This window comes from Haemophilus sp. THUN1690, assembly GCF_059704375.1.
Window position 1 is genome coordinate 345,877 of record NZ_AP046582.1, and the last position, 17,953, is coordinate 363,829.

Consider the following 17,953-nt stretch of genomic DNA (forward strand, 5'->3'; position numbering starts at 1 on the left):
ATGAAAAAACTCACCGCACTTTTTAATTTGCCTGAATTAAAGGATGATATAGAACTCCATGATATGGTGTTGGATAGCCGTAAAGTTAAAGCTGGCGATCTTCTTGTGGCGATAAAAGGGCATCAAGTCGATGGAAATCAATTTATTGATTCGGCTATTCATTCTGGTGCGAGTGCGGTGGTTTCTGAGACAGAATTATCTAGCGAGCATTTAACTGTAGCGTTTATCGGGAATGTGCCAGTAGTTAAGTTTTATCAACTTGCACGTCATCTTTCGTCTTTGGCGGATATTTTCTATGATTCGCCTTCAAAAAAATTAACGCTTGTTGGTGTCACGGGGACAAATGGCAAAACCACTATTTCTCAATTATTAGCACAATGGGCGGAATTATTAGGCCATCGTGCGGCTGTCATGGGAACCATTGGTAATGGCCTTTTAGGTCAAGTTGTAGAAGCTAAAAATACAACGGGCTCAGCAGTGGAAATTCAATCATCACTTTTCAGTTTTAAGCAAGCTGGCGCAGATTTTGCCTCTATTGAAGTTTCATCGCATGGTTTGGCACAACATCGTGTTGAGGCGCTGCGTTTTAAAGCAGGGATTTTTACGAACTTAACGCGTGATCATTTAGATTATCACCAGACCATGGAAAATTATGCTTCCGCTAAAAAACGCTTGTTCACAGAATTAGATACGCAAATTAAAGTGATTAACGCTGATGATGAGATTGGATGCCAATGGTTAAGTGAATTGCCCAATGCTATTGCGGTAAGTACGAGCGCTGATTTCCAATTAAACTTACATCAATGGATGAAGGCAACAGATATCCACTATCATGCTAAAGGCGCAGATATTACTTTTGAATCTAGCTGGGGTAATGGTGTATTGCATAGTCCATTAATCGGTGCTTTCAATGTAAGCAATTTGTTATTAGTGATGACCACGTTATTATCATTTGGTTATCCATTAGAAAATTTACTCGCTACGGCGAAATCTTTGAAAGGAGTATGTGGAAGAATGGAAATGATTCAATATCCAAATAAACCAACAGTTATTGTAGATTATGCGCATACACCTGACGCACTAGAAAAAGCCTTGATGGCAGCGCGTGAACATTGCCAAGGTGAGTTATGGTGTATTTTTGGCTGTGGTGGAGACCGTGATAGAGGTAAACGTCCATTAATGGCACAAGTTGCAGAGCAGTTTGCTGAAAAGGTTATCGTGACAAAAGATAATCCTAGAACAGAATCACAAAGCCAAATTGAATCAGATATTGTCGCTGGCTTTAAAAATATGGATAAAGTCGGCATTATTCTTGATCGAGAACAGGCCATTCAATTTGCGATTGAAAGTGCGGTTGAAAGTGATGTGATTTTAATTGCTGGCAAAGGTCATGAAAATTATCAGATTATTGGCACTGAAATTGTACATTTTTCCGACCAAGAAATTGCCCATGATTTTTTAAAATAATAACAATTAAATTATGATTAAACTCTCTACTGAACAATTAGCACAGATTCTTCAAGCTAAATTAATTGGCGATAAAAATGTGCAAGTTGAAGAAATTAATACAGATACTCGAAAAAGAGTATCAAATAGTTTATTTTTTGCGTTGAAAGGTGAAAAGTTTGATGCTCACCAATATCTTGAACAAGCGGTAGCACAAGGTGCGGTAGCCGTGGTTGTTCAGCAAGAAAATTCATCCATTTCTGTTCCACAACTTGTGGTTAAGGATACTCGAATTGCTTTAGGCGAACTTGCAAAATGGTTACGCGAGAAAATTAATCCGCGTACTGTCGCGATGACAGGGTCTTCTGGTAAAACCACGGTAAAAGAAATGACGGCGAGTATTTTGCAACATACAGCTTGTGATTCAGAAGCGGTACTTTTTACCAATGGCAATTTTAATAACGATATTGGTGTGCCCTTAACCCTTCTTCGCTTAACAGAAAAACATCGTTTCGCTGTGATCGAACTTGGTGCAAATCATCAAGGTGAAATTGATTACACCACAAAATTAGCTCAACCTGATGCTGCATTGATTAATAATATTGCGCCGGCGCATTTAGAGGGCTTTGGTTCTTTAGAGGGCGTAGCACAAGCTAAAGGTGAGATTTATCGCGGTTTAACATTGAATGGTGTAGCGATTATTAACGCAGAACATAATCATTTAAATGTTTGGCAAAAAGAAATCGGTGAACATGAAATTCAATATTTCAACGGTAAAGATTATTCCGCAAAAAATATTCATCATACTGCTCAAGGTTCCACTTTTACACTTATTTCCCCACAAGGTGAAATTGAGATTAACTTGCCTTATCTGGGGGAACATAATGTAAAAAATGCCTTGGCTGCTACCGCACTTGCAATGAATGTCGGTGCCACTCTTACAGATGTAAAAGCTGGATTAGAACAACGTTCACAAGTGAAAGGGCGTTTATTCCCCATTCAAGTCACGCCTAATTTATTGCTGTTAGATGATACTTATAATGCGAATAAAGATTCTCTATGTGCTGCGATTGATGTTTTAAAAGGTTATGATGCTTTCCGTATTTTGTGTGTCGGTGATATGAAAGAGTTGGGCGAAAACTCTCTCACTATTCATCGTGAAGTAGGACAACATGCCAACTCGGCAAATTTAGATTTAGTTTGTTCTTATGGCAATGAAAGTGCGGTTATTTCTGAGGCTGTTTCGGGTAAGCATTTTACTGATAAGGTGGAAATGGTTGATTTTCTTGTGCCATTGATTGAAACCCAATTACAACAAAATAACAAAGTCGTGGTGCTAGGAAAAGGCTCGCGCTCAATGAAAATGGAAGATGTAATCTATTCATTAAAGGATAAAATTAAATGTTAGTCTGGCTTGCTGAATATCTTGTTCGTTATGAAACCGCGTTTAATGCGATTTCTTATATTACGGTCCGTGCAATTCTTGCATTATTAACCGCACTTTTTATCTCACTTTGGATTGGCCCAAAAGTGATCAAACGTTTACAGATCTTAAAATTTGGCCAAGAAGTGCGAAATGATGGTCCTGAAAGTCACTTTGCCAAAAAAGGCACCCCCACTATGGGCGGTGTGATGATTTTATTCTCTATTGGCGTAAGTACGTTATTATGGGCAAATCTCGCGAATCCTTATATCTGGGTTTGCTTATTTGTATTATTTGGATACGGTGCAATTGGTTTTGTGGATGATTTCCGCAAAATTACTCGTAAAAATACAGATGGTTTAATTGCTCGTTGGAAATATTTTTGGATGTCTGTTGTGGCATTAGTGGCAATCCTTTGGCTTTATTGGCTTGGCCACAACACCGATGCCACCCGTTTAGTGATTCCATTCTTTAAAGACATTATGCCTCAATTAGGTTTGTTTTATATCGTATTGTCTTACTTTGTGATTGTTGGAACGGGTAATGCGGTGAATTTAACAGATGGTTTGGATGGATTAGCGATTATGCCAACAGCGCTTGTCGCAGGCGCGTTTGCGTTAATTGCATGGGCGACGGGTAACGTGAATTTCGCAGAATACTTGCACATCCCATACATTAAATATAGTTCTGAGGTGGTTGTATTTTGTACCGCCATCGTTGGTGCAGGGTTAGGATTCTTGTGGTTCAATACTTATCCCGCGCAAGTCTTTATGGGTGATGTAGGTTCTCTTGCATTAGGTGGAGCACTTGGTGTCGTGGCGATTCTAGTTCGTCAGGAATTTTTACTTGTGATAATGGGCGGGGTATTTGTTGTTGAAGCGCTCTCTGTTATTTTGCAAGTAGGGTCTTATAAGTTACGTAAACAACGCATTTTTAGAATGGCACCGATTCACCACCATTTTGAATTGAAGGGATGGCCAGAGCCAAGAGTGATTATTCGGTTTTGGATTATTTCCTTAATGTTGGTATTGATGGGATTGGTCACCTTGAAGTTGCGTTAATAAATATAGCTAGGTTCGCTCTTTCAGTTTTTGAAAGGGCGACCTTTTTTACGTTAGTAAAGGAAATTTATATTCCATCAATAATATAATTTTAAAATTTATAGCAATTAAGAAGAAAGAAAATGAACGCCTATCAAAACAAAAATATTACTATCATCGGGCTTGGCAAAACAGGTCTTTCTTGCGTGGATTATCTCTTATCCCAACAGGCTAATATTCGTGTGATTGATACCCGAAAAAATCCTACTGGTGTTGATAAACTTCCTAAAAATATCCCTCTTCATACTGGTAGTTTAAATCAAGAATGGTTACTTGAAAGCGATATGATTGTTATCAGTCCAGGGCTTGCAGTAAAAACACCTGAAATTCAAACCGCACTTAAAGCCGGCGTAGAAGTAATCGGTGATATTGAATTATTCTGCTGCGCGGCGACAAAGCCAATTGTGGGGATTACAGGTTCAAATGGAAAAAGTACTGTTACTACTTTAGTTTATGAAATGGCGAAAGCTGCTGGCGTGAAAGTTGGTATGGGTGGCAATATTGGAATTCCAGCTTTGTCATTGTTGAATGAAGATTGTGAACTTTATGTACTAGAGCTTTCTAGTTTTCAACTTGAAACGACTTATAGCTTAAAAGCTGCCGCTGCAACTGTCTTGAACGTGACAGAAGATCATATGGATCGCTATGTGGATTTAGAAGATTATCGCCAAGCAAAATTACGCATTTATCACAATACTGAGGTCGGAGTTTTGAATAATGAGGATAAGCTGACTTTTGGTGAAGGTGAAAATCAAGCGAAACAAACCGTTTCTTTTGCGGAAAATACAGCAGATTATTGGCGGAAAACGGAAAACGGCAAGCAATACTTAATGGCAAAAGATGAAGTGATTTTGCCTTGTGAAGAAGCAACATTAGTCGGTCGCCATAATCATATGAACATTTTGGCGGCAACGGCATTGGCACAAGCTGTCGGTATTAATTTAGATTCAATTCGTACCGCACTTCGTCATTTCAAAGGGTTAGAACATCGTTTTCAATTAGCGCATCAAGCTAATGGAATTCGTTGGATTAATGACTCTAAAGCAACAAATGTAGGGAGTACAGTTGCCGCATTAGCAGGCCTTTATGTTGAAGGAAAATTGCATTTGTTGTTAGGCGGTGATGGAAAAGGGGCTGATTTTTCAGAATTAGCTGACTTAATTAATCAACCACATATTATTTGTTATTGTTTTGGTCGAGATGGTGCGCAACTCGCTAAGCTTTCATCGCAAAGCTATTTGTTCGATACAATGGAGCAAGCGATAGAATTTTTACGCCCAACATTGCAAAGCGGAGATATGGTATTATTGTCGCCAGCTTGTGCAAGCCTCGATCAGTTTGCTTCTTTTGAAAAGCGCGGTGAAGAATTTACTCGTTTAGCGCAATATTCAGCCCAATTTAGTCATTAATAAAAATAAGATGGAATTTTTACAAAACATCAAAAAAAATTACGATGAATGGACACGCATCACACCGCAAGGTTTGCTGTATGATCGTGCGCTATTTTGGTTATTTGTTATTTTGCTTTTAATTGGTTTAGTTTCAGTAACATCTGCATCTATTCCTTATAGCTCTCGTTTATTTAATGATTCTTTTTACTTTGCAAAACGCGATGCTTTTTATGTATTTCTTTCTTTAGCGACTTGTTATGCCATGTTGTATATTCCAACTGAAAAGTTGGAAAAATGGAATGTAAATATTTTCTGGGCAGCTGTGGCTTTATTGATAGCCGTATTATTTATCGGTACATCAGTGAATGGTGCTAAACGTTGGATTTCATTGGGAATTTTGAATTTTCAGCCAGCTGAATTTGCGAAGCTTGCACTGACTTGTTTTTTGGCAAGCTATTTTACTCGTCGTTATGATGAGGTAAGAGGTAGAAAATTTAGTGCGATAAAACCCTTTATTGTAATGGGCGTGATGGGGATGTTCCTCTTAGTTCAGCCTGATATGGGAAGTACAGTTGTACTGTTTGTTATTACTTTCGGTATGCTATTTATCGTCGGCGCGCACTTTTTCCAATTTATTTTGCTTGGTGCAACAGGTGTAATTCTTGGCGCTTGGTTAATCATCTCTGCTTCTTATCGTTTAAAACGTTTCACCGGTTTTTTAGATCCATTTAAAGACCCTTATGGTACAGGCTTCCAATTAACGAACTCTCTTATGGCATTTGGTCGTGGAGAAATAACGGGGGAAGGGTTAGGTAATTCAATTCAAAAACTAGATTATTTACCTGAAGCGCATACTGACTTTATCATGGCTATTATTGGTGAAGAGTTTGGCTTTATAGGCATTTTAATTGTTGTTATTTTGCTCGGGTTGCTTGTATTTCGTGCGTTGAAGATCGGAAAGGAATCTTTAATGTTAGAACAACGTTTTAGAGGATTTTTAGCTTTAGGCATTGGCTTTTGGATTTTCTTCCAAGGCTTTGTTAATTTAGGTATGGCACTTGGAATGTTGCCGACTAAAGGTTTAACCTTTCCACTCGTGAGTTATGGTGGTTCGAGTATTATTATTATGTCAGCGACTATTGGCATTTTATTACGTATTGATCACGAAAACCGTTTACTTCGCGCAGGTCAAGCTCGCCTACGCGATGATTAGAGATAAAGAAGATGAAAAATAAAAAATTATTAGTGATGGCTGGTGGAACAGGTGGCCATGTTTTTCCAGCGATAGCTGTTGCTCAAGTTTTACAAAAACAAGGATGGGATATTTGCTGGTTAGGTACGAAAGATCGAATGGAGGCTCACCTTGTACCAAAACATGGAATCCCGATTAGATTTATCCAAATTTCGGGTTTGCGTGGTAAAGGTATAAAAGCTTTATTAAGCGCTCCTTTTGCTATTTTCCGAGCTATATTGCAGGCAAAAAAAATTATTCAAGAAGAAAAGCCTGATGCTGTACTTGGAATGGGGGGGTATGTTTCAGGTCCTGGTGGTCTTGCTGCAAAACTTTGTGGTGTACCGATAATTTTGCATGAACAAAATGCGATAGCGGGTTTAACGAATAAATGGTTAGCAAAAATTGCAACTCGTGTATTGCAAGCATTTCCAAGTGCTTTTCCTCATGCTGAAGTTGTTGGTAATCCAGTTCGGGAAGATTTATTTAAGATGCCATATCCTGAAGTTCGTTTTGCGGAGCGTGAGGAGAAATTACGTGTCTTAGTGGTCGGTGGTAGCCAAGGCGCGAGAGTGCTTAACCATACTTTACCTAAAGTAGTCGCCCAGCTTGCAGATAAATTAGACGTTCGTCATCAAGTAGGTAAAGGTGCGGTAGAAGACGTTAGCAAACTTTATGGCGAGAATTCAGAACAAGTTAAAATAACAGAATTTATTGATGATATGGCTGAGGCTTATGCCTGGGCAGATGTGATAATTTGCCGTTCTGGCGCATTAACTGTATGTGAAATTGCGGCAGTTGGCACTGCAGCTATTTTTGTACCTTTCCAACATAAAGATCGTCAACAATATTTGAATGCGAAATATTTGGCGGACGTGGGTGCCGCAAAGATTGTAGAACAGGCAGATTTAACGCCTGAAATTCTGGTGAATTATTTAAAAAACTTTACTCGTGAAAATTTATTACAAATGGCTGAGAAAGCGAAAGCAATGTCGACACCTCTCTCTGCACACCGAGTTTCTGAGGTTATTATAGAAAATTCAAACTAACTGACATTCCAAAGAATAAGAAAAATATTGCGATTTTTAACCGCACTTTTAGAATAGGCACCAATATTTTGCCAAATGTGTCAAAAAGGAAAAATAAATGAAACATTCCCACGAAGAAATTAGAAAAATTATCCCTGAAATGCGTCGAGTGCAACAAATTCATTTTATTGGAATTGGTGGCGCAGGAATGAGTGGTATTGCTGAGATTTTATTGAATGAAGGCTATCAAATCTCTGGTTCAGATATTGCTGATAGCTTAGTAACTCAACGTTTAGCTCAGGCTGGAGCAAAAATTTACATTGGCCATGCAGAAGAACATATTGAAGGTGCCAGTGTTGTTGTCGTATCCAGTGCGATAAAAGATGATAACCCTGAATTAGTTGCAGCAAAACAAAAACGTATTCCAGTGATTCAACGAGCACAAATGTTGGCTGAAATCATGCGTTTCCGCCATGGTATTGCTGTTGCAGGAACCCATGGGAAGACGACAACAACCGCTATGATTTCCATGATTTACACTCAAGCAAAGCTCGATCCAACGTTCGTTAATGGTGGTTTAGTGAAATCAGCAGGTAAAAATGCACATCTAGGCGCAAGTCGTTATTTAATTGTAGAAGCGGATGAAAGTGACGCCTCGTTTTTGCATTTGCAGCCAATGGTATCTGTTGTGACTAATATGGAACCAGATCATATGGATACCTACGAAGGTGATTTCGAAAAAATGAAAGCGACCTATGTGAAGTTTCTACATAATTTACCCTTCTATGGTTTAGCCGTGATGTGTGCAGATGATCCAGTATTAATGGAACTTGTGCCAAAAGTTGGTCGCCAAGTGATTACATATGGTTTTAGTGAACATGCAGATTATCGCATTGAAGATTATGAACAAACAGGTTTTCAAGGTCATTACACAGTGATTTGCCCAAATAATGAACGTATTAATGTACTGTTAAATGTGCCAGGAAAACATAATGCGTTAAATGCAACGGCTGCACTTGCTGTAGCAAAAGAAGAAGGTATTGGCAATGAAGCTATTTTAGAAGCCCTTGCTGATTTCCAAGGTGCAGGTCGTCGCTTTGATCAGTTAGGTGAGTTTATTCGTCCAAATGGTAAGGTTCGTTTAGTTGATGATTATGGTCATCACCCAACAGAAGTGGACGTAACGATTAAAGCCGCACGAGAAGGATGGGGAGATAAACGTATTGTTATGATTTTCCAACCGCATCGTTATTCTCGTACTCGTGATTTATTTGATGATTTTGTACAAGTGCTTTCGCAAGTGGACGCATTAATTATGCTTGATGTGTACGCAGCGGGAGAAGCGCCGATTGTTGGAGCTGATAGTAAATCTCTTTGTCGTTCAATTAGAAACTTAGGAAAAATCGATCCAATTTTAGTTTCTGACACATCACAATTAGGCGATGTTCTTGATCAAATTATTCAAGATGGCGATTTGATTTTGGCACAAGGTGCGGGTAGCGTAAGTAAAATCTCTCGTGGCTTAGCTCAATCTTGGAAAAATTAAGACGTTTATAAACAGATTTTAGAAATTTGAGATGGCCTTATCTATTAATTAAGGATATCAGAATAAGATATATAAGTAGGATAAAATGAATTTAAAACAAGAAAAAATTGCAGTGTTATTAGGCGGAACATCCGCTGAGCGTGAAGTTTCTCTTAATTCAGGTAAAGCAGTATTAGAGGCTTTGTTAAACCAAGGTTATGATGCTCATCCTATTGATCCTAAAGAATATAATGTTGCTAATCTTAAAAAGGATGGCTTTAATCGAGTGTTTAATATTTTACATGGCCGAGGTGGTGAAGATGGCACAATGCAAGGTTTATTAGAGCAAATTGGTTTACCTTACACTGGTTGTGGGGTGATGGCTTCCGCATTAACTATGGATAAAATGCGTACAAAAATGTTGTGGAAAGCATTTGGATTACCTGTAGCAGATATGGAAGTAGTAACCCGAGAAACCTTTGCTGAATTAGACGCTCAGGCTGTAGTGGAAAAACTAGGCTTACCATTAATGGTGAAACCTTCTTTGGAAGGCTCTAGTGTTGGATTAACTAAAGTTAAAGCCGTGGATGAGCTAAAAAGTGCGGTGGAATATGCACTTAAATTTGATAATACGATTCTGATTGAAGAATGGTTAGCTGGCGATGAATTAACAGTGCCCGTATTGGATAGCCAGGTACTTCCAGCTATTCGTATTGTTCCTGAAGGTGAGTTCTATGATTACAATGCGAAATATATTTCTGATAATACTCAATATTTCTGTCCTGCAGGTTTAACGCCTGAGCGCGAGCAAGAGTTAGCTATATTAGTGAAACGCGCTTATGATGCAGTAGGATGTCGTGGTTGGAGCCGTATTGATGTTATGTGCGATGCGAAAGGTAATTTCCGTTTAGTTGAAGTGAATACGAATCCAGGAATGACGAGCCATAGTTTATTCCCAAAATCTGCCGCAAGCGTGGGTATTTCTTTTGAACAGCTTGTTGTGAAAATCTTGGAGCTAAGTGTGTAATGAACATTCTGAAAAGGAAAACTCCACAGAATATTCGTTTTAGTGAACAAAAGCCTAAATATTATTTTCATATTCGGGCTTTCTTGGCTTTGCTTGGTATACTTTTTGCTCTTAGCATCTATTTTAATTGGCAAACTCTGCTAGAGAAAATGGATGATAAGCCTATTAGTGGTTTTGCATTGGCTGGACAAAAGATTTTTACCACGGATGCCGATATTAAGGAAAGCTTATTAAAAATGGGTTCTCTTAAAGGGTTTTGGGGGCAAGATGTCGAGCCAATTCAAGCGCAAATAGAAGCTTTACCTTGGGTTAAAAGCTCAATTGTGCGAAAAATATGGCCAAATCGTTTAAGTATTTGGATTACTGAATATCAACCAGTGGCATTTTGGAATCAGAACCAATTTGTTACTCAGGATGGTGTTGTATTCCAACTTCCAATTGAACGCTTAAAAGAGAATACTTTGCCTTATTTAGGTGGGCCAGATTATCAAAGTTTAAAAGTATTGGAAGCATGGAATCAGATTTATGCCGATTTTAAATCAAAAAATTTAATTGCAAAAGGCATGAATATTGATGAACGCGGTGCATGGCAAGTAACACTTGATAATGACATTGTGTTAAAGTTAGGTCGTGGAGAATGGAAATCTAAGCTTGAACGATTTGTCACGATTTATCCGCAAGTTGATGTTCCAGAAAATAAAAAAATAGATTATGTAGATTTACGATATGCGGCAGGTGCTGCTGTGGGTATGGCTGATAAATAAAAACTAGGTGCGAAAATGGTTAAAGGTGTGGAAGCTAAAACAATTGTAGGATTAGAAGTCGGTACGTCAAAAGTTGTTGCCGTAGTGGGCGAGGTATTTCCTGATGGTGTAGTGAATGTGTTAGGTGTTGGTAGTTGCCCATCTAAAGGGATTGATCGTGGCAGTATCACCGATCTTGAAGCTGTCGTAAATTCTATTCAAAGAGCCATTGAAGCCGCTGAATCTATGGCTGATTGTCAGATTATGAGTGTCACTTTGGCAATTACTGGTGAACATATTCAAAGTTTAAATGAAAGTGGTTTTGTGCCAATTTCAGATGGCGAAGTAACACAAGATGAAATTGATTCCGCACTGCATACAGCGAGCTCCATCAAGTTGCCTGAAGGCTTATCCTTATTGCATGTGATTCCTCAAGAATATGCGGTGGATCGCCAGTTGAATATTAAAAATCCATTGGGTTTGCAAGGTGTTCGTTTAAAAGCACAAGTACATTTAATCGCCTGTCATCAAGATTGGCAAAACAACCTGAAAAAAGCGGTTGAGCGCTGTGGTTTACAAGTGGATAAAGTCGTTTTTTCTGGTTTTGCAGCAACACATTCAGTATTAACCGAAGATGAAAAAGATCTTGGTGTTTGCTTGATAGATTTCGGTGCAGGCACAATGAATGTGATGGTTTATACAAACGGAGCATTACGTTTCAGTAAGGTTATTCCTTATGCGGGAAATATTGTGACTAACGATATTGCCCACGCTTGTACTATTTCGCGTGCAGAAGCTGAACGAATTAAAGTTAATTATGCAAGTGCATTTTACCCGGCTCGTTTGCACGGTGATAAAAAAATTGAAGTTGCAAGTATTGGTGGGCGAGCACCTCGTTCATTAACAAAGAGTGATTTATCCTTAATTACATCTGCTCGCTACACGGAACTTCTAGGTGTTGTGAAAGATGAATTAGATAAATTAAAGTCTGAGTTGGAAACAAAACATGTGAAGTTTGAGCTTATTGCTGGCGTAGTGATTACTGGCGGTGGGGCCCAAATAGAAGATTTGAAAGAATGTGCATCTGACGTATTTAATTGCCAAGTACGTATTGGTAGCCCGCTGAATATTACTGGATTGACAGATTACGTGAATCGTCCTCAATATTCAACGGTGGTGGGTTTGTTGCAGTATAACCATAGTAACAGTGATGATGATTTGATTTCAGGAAATGATGAATCTGATGACGGAGTACTAAAACCAATTTGGAATGGAATTAAAAAAATTGTGAATAAAGTGCGGTCAGAATTTTGATTATTTTGATTTTTCATCTACAATAGAGAGAATTTAGGTTTTATATTGAGCCAGCTTATCTGGCTTTAACGGAGAACATCAATGCTATACCCAGAGTACCCTGAGTACGATAATTTTAATGAATCCGGCGCACTGATCAAAGTCGTAGGCGTTGGCGGCGGTGGCGGTAATGCTGTAAACCATATGGTTATGAGTATGGTAAAGCAAGAAATGGGTGGTACTTATTTAGGTGAAAGCTCATTAACTTCAGAAGAGCATGGTCGTATTATTTTTTACGCTGTAAATACAGATGCTCAAGCATTACGTAAAAGCCAAGTTCAACAAACCGTACAAATTGGTGGAGAAACTACCAAAGGTTTAGGCGCTGGGGCAAATCCAAATGTTGGCCGTAAAGCTGCGGAAGATGATCAGGAAGAAATTCGCAAAATGCTTGAAGGTGCGGATATGGTCTTTATTGCAGCTGGTATGGGGGGGGGCACTGGTACTGGTGCAGCGCCTGTTGTCGCAAAAATTGCTAAAGAATTGGGCATTTTAACTGTTGCTGTTGTGACCAAGCCATTTGCTTTTGAAGGCAAAAAGCGTATGCAATTTGCAGAGCTTGGTATTAAAGATTTAGCTCAGTATGTTGATTCGATGATAATTATTCCTAATCAACAAATCCAAAAAGTTCTCCCTAAAAATGCTAAATTAATTGATGCTTTTGCTGCAGCAAACGATGTGTTACGTAATTCGGTTATGGGTATTTCGGATATGATTACATCGCCTGGCCTAATCAATGTGGACTTTGCCGATGTAAGAACAGTTATGTCTGAAATGGGACAAGCGATGATTGGTTTCGGTTCTGCTATTGGTGCTGCAGGTGAGGGTAGAGCAGAAGAAGCCGCTCGTATTGCAGTGCGTAATGATTTATTGGAAAAAATCGATCTTTCTAATGCTAAAGGTATTTTGGTAAACATCACAGCTGGTATGGATCTTTCTTTTGAAGAATTTAATATTGTTGGTGAAACTGTCGGTAGCTTTGCTTCAGAAGATGCAACAGTGGTTATTGGTACGAGTTTAGTGCCTGAGATGAGTGATGAAATTCGAGTGACTATTGTGGCAACAGGATTAGGCGAAATCGCTCCAACTGAGTCTGTTCAAGTATTGCGTCCTTCTCGTCCAGTTGAGCCAGAAGGTACAGGTCGCGTAAATATTGTGCCTGATATACATACTCGTGAGCCTGTAGAAACTCAAAAAACTCCAGCAGAAGAATATCATCGTCCGTTGGATAAACCTATCACAGATCGTTTAGAAGCATTTAAGAAAAATAGTTTCTTTAATCCTGCACAACGTGAAGAGAATTAATTTAATTGGTTTTAAGAAATACCTGGAATATTAAGGTAGTAGAATGATTAAACAAAGAACATTAAAACAAAGTATTAAAGTAACAGGCGTTGGTTTGCATAGCGGTAAGAAAGTGACTTTAACATTACGTCCTGCTATGCCAAATACTGGTGTTGTTTACTATCGTACAGATTTAAATCCAGCTGTGGCATTCCCAGCTGATCCTAATTCAGTACGTGATACAATGCTTTGTACTGCATTAATTAATGAGCAAGGTGTACGAATTTCTACCGTTGAACATTTGAATGCAGCATTATCTGGTCTTGGTATTGATAATATCATTATTGAGGTTGATGCGCCTGAGATTCCTATTATGGATGGTAGCGCGAGTCCATTTATCTATTTGTTATTAGATGCTGGAATTGAAGAACAAAATGCACCTAAGAAATTTATTCGTATTAAAGAATATGTTCGAGTTGAAGATGGTGATAAATGGGCTGAATTTAAACCTTACAATGGTTTCCGTTTAGATTTCACTATTGATTTTGATCATCCTGCTATTGGCAAAAATGTTCGTAATTATGTCATGGATTTCTCTGCTCAAGCATTTGTTCATCAAATTAGTCGAGCAAGAACATTTGGTTTCATGAAAGATATAGAATATCTTCAATCTCAAGGTTTAGCATTAGGTGGTAGCCTTGATAATGCTATTGTTCTTGATGATTATAGAATTTTAAATGAAGATGGCTTACGCTTTAAAGATGAACTTGTTCGTCATAAAATGTTAGATGCAATTGGCGATCTTTATATGGCTGGTTATAACATTATTGGTGATTTTAAAGCTTATAAGTCTGGTCATGGTTTAAATAACAAGTTACTACGTGCTGTATTAGCAAATCAAGAAGCGTGGGAGTTTGTAACTTTCGAAGATAAAGAACAAGTACCGCAAGGATATGTTGCTCCTGTTCAAGTATTTATCTAATCATTTTATTTTTGAAAAAGCTATATTTCTGCTAAGAAGTATAGCTTTTTTATTTTCATCGCACTTTAAATGGCTAATGCTTAAAAGTGCTGTTTGTTTTTCTCGTTTTTTATAAGAGGATGCTATGAAGCTAGAATTATCTGAAATTCGTCAACAAATTACGCAAATAGACCGTAGTTTATTAAAATTGCTTTCTGAGCGTCATCGTTTAGCTTTCGATGTAGTGAGAAGTAAAGAGATCTCGCAAAAAGCTTTACGTGATGTAGAGCGAGAACAGCAACTTTTACAAGAATTAGTTCAATTTTCAGAAAATGAGAATTATCAACTTGAACCACAATATATCACTTCAATTTTCCAAAAAATTATTGAAGATTCAGTATTGACCCAGCAAGTCTATTTGCAGAATAAACTTAATGAACAACGTAATCAAAATTTACATATTGCTTTTTTAGGTAAGAGAGGGTCTTATTCAAATTTAGCTGCACGTAATTATGCTGCTCGTTATCAAAAACAATTTGTAGAGCTAGGATGTCAGTCTTTTGAGCAAGTATTTGAAAAAGTGCAAAATGGTGAAGCAGATTTTGGTGTATTGCCTTTAGAAAATACAACATCAGGCGCTATTAATGAGGTCTATGATTTGCTCCAGCATACTGACTTATCATTAGTAGGCGAGCTAGCTTACCCAATTCAGCATTGTGTTTTGGTAAATGGCACGACTGAATTAAGTCAAATCGATACTTTATATAGTCATCCTCAAGTGATTCAACAATGTAGTCAATTTATACATAGTCTTGATCGAGTACATATTGAGTATTGTGAAAGTAGCTCCCATGCAATGCAACTTATTGCAAGTTTAAATAAGCCGAATATTGCGGCATTAGGGAATGAAGATGGTGGTAAATTATATGGACTTAGCGTATTAAAAACTAATATTGCTAATCAAGAGAACAACATTACGCGTTTTATTGTCGTTGCTAAAGAACAGCGTGAGGTTTCACCACAGATCCCGGCAAAAACATTATTGTTAATGACAACTTCACAGCAAATTGGCTCATTAGTTGATGCACTTTTAGTTTTCAAAAAACATCAAATTAATATGACGAAATTAGAGTCTCGTCCAATTTATGGGAAACCTTGGGAAGAAATGTTTTATCTCGAAATAGAAGCGAATATCCATCATCCTGATATTCAGCAAGCTTTGGAAGAGTTAAAGAATTGTAGTAACTATCTAAAGATTTTAGGTTGTTATCCTAGCGAGATTGTAAAACCAGTTAATTTATAAGAAAGTGCGGTCAATAAAATTATTTTTGACCGCACTTTTTTATGCTTTTTTATTTCGTTCTAAAGATTTGTGCTGAATTTGGACTATTTTCCCTTTAGCTTGAAAATATTCGCCTAACTGCTGTGCTATATAAACGGAGCGGTGTTTTCCCCCAGTACATCCAATAGCAATGGTTAAATAGCTACGATTGTTTTTTTCTAACATTGGCAACCAAGTATCAATATAGTTACGAGTGAGGTAGATAAATTCATTCACTTGCGTGTGACTATTTAGAAATTCTGCTACTGGTGCATCTAATCCTGTCATTGGGCGTAATGTTGGATCCCAATGTGGGTTAGGTAAGAAACGTACATCGAAAACATAATCAGCATCTAAAGGAATTCCATATTTAAAGCCAAAAGATTCAACAACGATTTTTAGTTCTTTATCACTATTTCCTCGTAAAAATTCGCGTAGGCGTTCCGCAAGGGTATGAGTAGAAAGATGAGTGGTATCAATAATAAAGTTTGCGTGTTGAATTAATGGCTCAAGGTAGCGATATTCTTCATCTATTGCTGCTTCAAGAGATAAATCTTTCAAGGAAAGTGGGTGCAGACGGCGTGAATCGCTATAACGACGAATCAATGTGCCACGATCTGCTTCAAGGAAAATAATCTTTAATTGATGATATTTTTGTAAGGTATTTAGAGTTTGTTCAAGAGTATTGGCTGAATTAGGAATATTACGAATATCAAGGCTGATTGCGACCGAAGATTGGGATTGGGATAGAATATCCGTCAATTGAGGAAGTAAATCTAGAGGAATATTATCAACACAATAATATCCGGCATCTTCTAATGCTCGTAAGGCTACAGATTTTCCTGCGCCAGAACGTCCACTAATAATGATAATTTCCATAATTCCCCCTTTAAATTATTCTTGCGTTTCTTCCGGCGAACTTTCTGCTCTATCTGAAATCTCAAAAACTTGCCAAATTTCATCCGCACTTTTGGCGGAGCGTAATTGTTTTAACATATTTTTATCGGTAAGTTTTTCGATTAATGATGCCAAGATAGGGATGTATGTTTCGCACTGATTCTCCGGAATGAGTATAGCAAAAATTAAATCTACAGGTTTACCATCAAGCGAATCATAATTAATTGGGGTATCCAATTGCATAAACATGGCAATTGCTTTGTCACATACCTCAAGAGGCATTTTCGCCTTAGGCATTGCTATGCCATTGCCTAGCCCTGAGTTACCCAGCTTTTCTCGCTCAAAAAGGGATTCAAAGCACGCTTGTTCACCTTTATCACAGTGAAGTTTTTCTTCTACAAAATGTGCGATAGATTCAAATAATCGTTTTTTGCTAGAAAAACTAACGCCTTGACGAATATTCTCAGGGCTTAATAGTTCAGTTATTTTCATTTTTATAATTTGAATTGTTCGCCTAAATAAACTCGTTTAACGTGTTCATCGTTCATAACTTGTTCTGGTGTACCCGTTGCGATAATTTTACCTTCGCCAACAATATAAGCCCGTTCACATACATCAAGTGTTTCACGTACATTATGATCGGTAATCAAAACACCTAATCCTCGGTTACGTAAGTCGGTGATAATTTTCTTAATATCGCTCACAGAAATTGGATCTACACCAGCAAATGGCTCATCTAATAGAATAAACTTAGGATTTGCAGCTAATGCTCGTGCAATTTCCACTCGACGACGTTCACCGCCAGATAATGACTGACCTAAACTATCCCGAATATGGCCAATATTAAATTCCTCAATCAACTCATCAGCTTTTTCTCGACGTTGTTGAGAGGTTAAATCTTTGCGTATTTCTAATACAGCCATTAGATTTTCGTATACAGTCAAACGACGAAAAATAGAGGCTTCTTGTGGCAAATAACCGATTCCACGTTGCGCACGATTATGCATTGGGAGCAAACTAATGTCTTCTCCGTCAATAATAATTTTACCTTGATCTTGGCGAACTAATCCGACAACCATGTAGAAGGTTGTTGTTTTCCCAGCGCCGTTTGGTCCGAGCAAACCGACAATTTCATTAGAGTTTACAGTTAAACTTACATCCGAAACAACTTTACGGCTTTTATAGCTCTTAGCTAAATTTTCAGCAGTCAGAATTGACATAAA

General features: G+C 37.9%; 16 protein-coding genes. 13 read left to right on the forward strand and 3 right to left on the reverse strand.

The features are described 5' to 3' along the window. The 13 genes from murE (at position 1) to AC6H22_RS01740 (ending at position 15,815) form a co-directional block, all read left to right on the forward strand. Positions 1 to 1,467 carry a UDP-N-acetylmuramoyl-L-alanyl-D-glutamate--2,6-diaminopimelate ligase gene (gene murE / locus AC6H22_RS01680; protein WP_118817416.1) on the forward strand — a complete coding sequence of 489 codons (1,467 nt, stop codon included), beginning with the start codon at positions 1 to 3 and terminating at the stop codon, positions 1,465 to 1,467. Positions 1,468 to 1,480: 13 nt separating this feature from the next. Further along, a complete protein-coding gene (murF, locus tag AC6H22_RS01685; protein WP_046953573.1) occupies positions 1,481 to 2,854 on the forward strand; it encodes a UDP-N-acetylmuramoyl-tripeptide--D-alanyl-D-alanine ligase in 1,374 nt (457 codons plus the stop codon). Continuing rightward, entirely contained in the window at positions 2,848 to 3,930 is a 1,083-nt protein-coding gene (gene mraY / locus AC6H22_RS01690; RefSeq protein ID WP_005628287.1) for a phospho-N-acetylmuramoyl-pentapeptide-transferase, read from the forward strand. Before murF ends, mraY begins: the two co-directional genes overlap by 7 nt. A gap of 122 nt (positions 3,931 to 4,052) precedes the next feature. Beyond that, positions 4,053 to 5,378: a UDP-N-acetylmuramoyl-L-alanine--D-glutamate ligase gene (gene murD, locus AC6H22_RS01695; protein WP_046953574.1), complete on the forward strand. Its 1,326-nt coding sequence runs from the start codon at positions 4,053 to 4,055 to the stop codon at positions 5,376 to 5,378. Between the two features lie 10 nt (positions 5,379 to 5,388). Further along, positions 5,389 to 6,573 (forward strand): putative lipid II flippase FtsW, encoded by a 1,185-nt coding sequence (gene ftsW, locus AC6H22_RS01700; RefSeq protein WP_046953575.1) that lies wholly within the window; start codon positions 5,389 to 5,391, stop codon positions 6,571 to 6,573. 11 nt (positions 6,574 to 6,584) lie between these two features. Continuing rightward, entirely contained in the window at positions 6,585 to 7,640 is a 1,056-nt protein-coding gene (gene murG / locus AC6H22_RS01705) for an undecaprenyldiphospho-muramoylpentapeptide beta-N-acetylglucosaminyltransferase (RefSeq protein ID WP_046953576.1), read from the forward strand. A gap of 97 nt (positions 7,641 to 7,737) precedes the next feature. Continuing rightward, on the forward strand, positions 7,738 to 9,165 hold the full coding sequence (murC, locus tag AC6H22_RS01710; RefSeq protein ID WP_497515228.1) for a UDP-N-acetylmuramate--L-alanine ligase: 1,428 nt from the start codon (positions 7,738 to 7,740) through the stop codon (positions 9,163 to 9,165). A gap of 85 nt (positions 9,166 to 9,250) precedes the next feature. Next, on the forward strand, positions 9,251 to 10,171 hold the full coding sequence (locus AC6H22_RS01715) for a D-alanine--D-alanine ligase (protein WP_497515229.1): 921 nt from the start codon (positions 9,251 to 9,253) through the stop codon (positions 10,169 to 10,171). Continuing rightward, a complete protein-coding gene (locus AC6H22_RS01720; protein ID WP_046953579.1) occupies positions 10,171 to 10,935 on the forward strand; it encodes a cell division protein FtsQ/DivIB in 765 nt (254 codons plus the stop codon). Before AC6H22_RS01715 ends, AC6H22_RS01720 begins: the two co-directional genes overlap by 1 nt. 15 nt (positions 10,936 to 10,950) lie before the next feature. Then, positions 10,951 to 12,228 (forward strand): cell division protein FtsA, encoded by a 1,278-nt coding sequence (gene ftsA, locus AC6H22_RS01725; RefSeq protein ID WP_005646429.1) that lies wholly within the window; start codon positions 10,951 to 10,953, stop codon positions 12,226 to 12,228. Positions 12,229 to 12,309: 81 nt separating this feature from the next. Then, positions 12,310 to 13,572 (forward strand): cell division protein FtsZ, encoded by a 1,263-nt coding sequence (gene ftsZ, locus AC6H22_RS01730; protein WP_005637676.1) that lies wholly within the window; start codon positions 12,310 to 12,312, stop codon positions 13,570 to 13,572. A 43-nt stretch (positions 13,573 to 13,615) separates the two neighbouring features. Then, complete coding sequence (gene lpxC, locus AC6H22_RS01735; RefSeq protein ID WP_005630366.1) at positions 13,616 to 14,533, forward strand: UDP-3-O-acyl-N-acetylglucosamine deacetylase; 918 nt, start codon at positions 13,616 to 13,618, stop codon at positions 14,531 to 14,533. Between the two features lie 124 nt (positions 14,534 to 14,657). Then, positions 14,658 to 15,815, forward strand: a complete 1,158-nt coding sequence (locus tag AC6H22_RS01740) for a chorismate mutase (protein WP_046953538.1) — start codon at positions 14,658 to 14,660, stop codon at positions 15,813 to 15,815. 39 nt (positions 15,816 to 15,854) lie between these two features. Here the strand turns inward: AC6H22_RS01740 and rapZ are convergent, their stop codons facing one another. The 3 genes from rapZ to lptB are packed head-to-tail and all read right to left on the reverse strand — an operon-like array spanning position 15,855 to position 17,950. After that, on the reverse strand, positions 15,855 to 16,712 hold the full coding sequence (gene rapZ, locus AC6H22_RS01745) for an RNase adapter RapZ (protein WP_005637682.1): 858 nt from the start codon (positions 16,710 to 16,712) through the stop codon (positions 15,855 to 15,857). A 15-nt stretch (positions 16,713 to 16,727) separates the two neighbouring features. After that, complete coding sequence (gene ptsN, locus AC6H22_RS01750; RefSeq protein ID WP_046953537.1) at positions 16,728 to 17,222, reverse strand: PTS IIA-like nitrogen regulatory protein PtsN; 495 nt, start codon at positions 17,220 to 17,222, stop codon at positions 16,728 to 16,730. A gap of 2 nt (positions 17,223 to 17,224) precedes the next feature. Beyond that, on the reverse strand, positions 17,225 to 17,950 hold the full coding sequence (gene lptB / locus AC6H22_RS01755) for an LPS export ABC transporter ATP-binding protein (protein WP_005627189.1): 726 nt from the start codon (positions 17,948 to 17,950) through the stop codon (positions 17,225 to 17,227). Positions 17,951 to 17,953 lie beyond the last annotated feature (3 nt).

Excerpts from the sequence above, each read along its gene's own strand:
- murE (WP_118817416.1), top strand. The coding sequence starts at position 1 with ATGAAAAAACTCACCGCACTTTTTAATTTGCCTGAATTAAAGGATGAT.
- murF (WP_046953573.1), top strand. The coding sequence starts at position 1,481 with ATGATTAAACTCTCTACTGAACAATTAGCACAGATTCTTCAAGCTAAA.
- mraY (WP_005628287.1), top strand. The coding sequence starts at position 2,848 with ATGTTAGTCTGGCTTGCTGAATATCTTGTTCGTTATGAAACCGCGTTT.
- murD (WP_046953574.1), top strand. The coding sequence starts at position 4,053 with ATGAACGCCTATCAAAACAAAAATATTACTATCATCGGGCTTGGCAAA.
- ftsW (WP_046953575.1), top strand. The coding sequence starts at position 5,389 with ATGGAATTTTTACAAAACATCAAAAAAAATTACGATGAATGGACACGC.
- murG (WP_046953576.1), top strand. The coding sequence starts at position 6,585 with ATGAAAAATAAAAAATTATTAGTGATGGCTGGTGGAACAGGTGGCCAT.
- murC (WP_497515228.1), top strand. The coding sequence starts at position 7,738 with ATGAAACATTCCCACGAAGAAATTAGAAAAATTATCCCTGAAATGCGT.
- AC6H22_RS01715 (WP_497515229.1), top strand. The coding sequence starts at position 9,251 with ATGAATTTAAAACAAGAAAAAATTGCAGTGTTATTAGGCGGAACATCC.
- AC6H22_RS01720 (WP_046953579.1), top strand. The coding sequence starts at position 10,171 with ATGAACATTCTGAAAAGGAAAACTCCACAGAATATTCGTTTTAGTGAA.
- ftsA (WP_005646429.1), top strand. The coding sequence starts at position 10,951 with ATGGTTAAAGGTGTGGAAGCTAAAACAATTGTAGGATTAGAAGTCGGT.
- ftsZ (WP_005637676.1), top strand. The coding sequence starts at position 12,310 with ATGCTATACCCAGAGTACCCTGAGTACGATAATTTTAATGAATCCGGC.
- lpxC (WP_005630366.1), top strand. The coding sequence starts at position 13,616 with ATGATTAAACAAAGAACATTAAAACAAAGTATTAAAGTAACAGGCGTT.
- AC6H22_RS01740 (WP_046953538.1), top strand. The coding sequence starts at position 14,658 with ATGAAGCTAGAATTATCTGAAATTCGTCAACAAATTACGCAAATAGAC.
- rapZ (WP_005637682.1), bottom strand. The coding sequence starts at position 16,712 with ATGGAAATTATCATTATTAGTGGACGTTCTGGCGCAGGAAAATCTGTA.
- ptsN (WP_046953537.1), bottom strand. The coding sequence starts at position 17,222 with ATGAAAATAACTGAACTATTAAGCCCTGAGAATATTCGTCAAGGCGTT.
- lptB (WP_005627189.1), bottom strand. The coding sequence starts at position 17,950 with ATGTCAATTCTGACTGCTGAAAATTTAGCTAAGAGCTATAAAAGCCGT.